At 41.6% G+C, this 692-nt stretch carries 1 protein-coding gene; it reads left to right on the top strand.

The window, feature by feature from the left end; all coding sequences use genetic code 11:
• Positions 1-148: 148 nt before the first annotated feature.
• Complete coding sequence (locus tag BHE18_RS14900) at positions 149-520, top strand: dTMP kinase (protein WP_083573823.1); 372 nt, start codon at positions 149-151, stop codon at positions 518-520.
• The last annotated feature ends 172 nt before the right edge of the window (positions 521-692 follow it).

The following is a 692-nucleotide window of genomic DNA, read 5'->3' as shown; positions in this document are numbered from 1 at the left end:
GCGCTCGTGTCATCTATAGCTGGTCATTTTTCTAGTGTTTCTTTTCGTACTTTCTCCATGTATGTGCTTTAGATCTCGAGTTTATTACTACTTTTTTATTTTTGTCTCTTTGGGTTCGTTAATTAGAAGTGGCAACACGAGGTAGAAGTTGTTAGAGTGGGTTTGTAGGTGTTTCTATGGACATCAGTGCGGCAGAGTATCTATTATTTTTTTTTTTTTACTAGATGATGTGTTGGCGATCAATGAATTCGCCATCGAAGGGCATATGCCAGAATTGACTTTGTATTTTGATGTCAATCCGAAAACAGGACTCGCACGCATCGACCTCGATCAAGGCCGTGAATTCAACCGTCTGGATGAGGAATCATTGGCATTTCATTATAAAGTAAGAGAAGGGTATTTGCTGTTGCTTGGCCGTTACCCAGAACGCATGCAGTTGATCAACGCGGAAAACGAGTTGGATGAAGTAGTGTCGGATGCGTATGAAGCTTTGCAACGCTTCTTGGCAGAAAAAAAATAATGAATTACCGGCAGCCCTGTTTGTGAAGGGTTGTTTTTTTCATGGATGGAAGGCCTGTATATTGTCACGATTTTTTTGCATCGCTCAGGGAAAGAGGTGACGGCACGTTCGCCGTTCGTGTTATACTAATACATAGAGAAGCAACCAAAAAAGGAGTGAGTGCTGATGAAAC

It is taken from the genome of Rossellomorea aquimaris (assembly GCF_001877785.1).
GTDB classification, from domain to species: domain Bacteria; phylum Bacillota; class Bacilli; order Bacillales; family Bacillaceae_B; genus Rossellomorea; species Rossellomorea aquimaris_A.
Note: the sequence above shows the minus strand (reverse complement) of the source record. Positions and strands in the feature narration are given on the sequence as shown.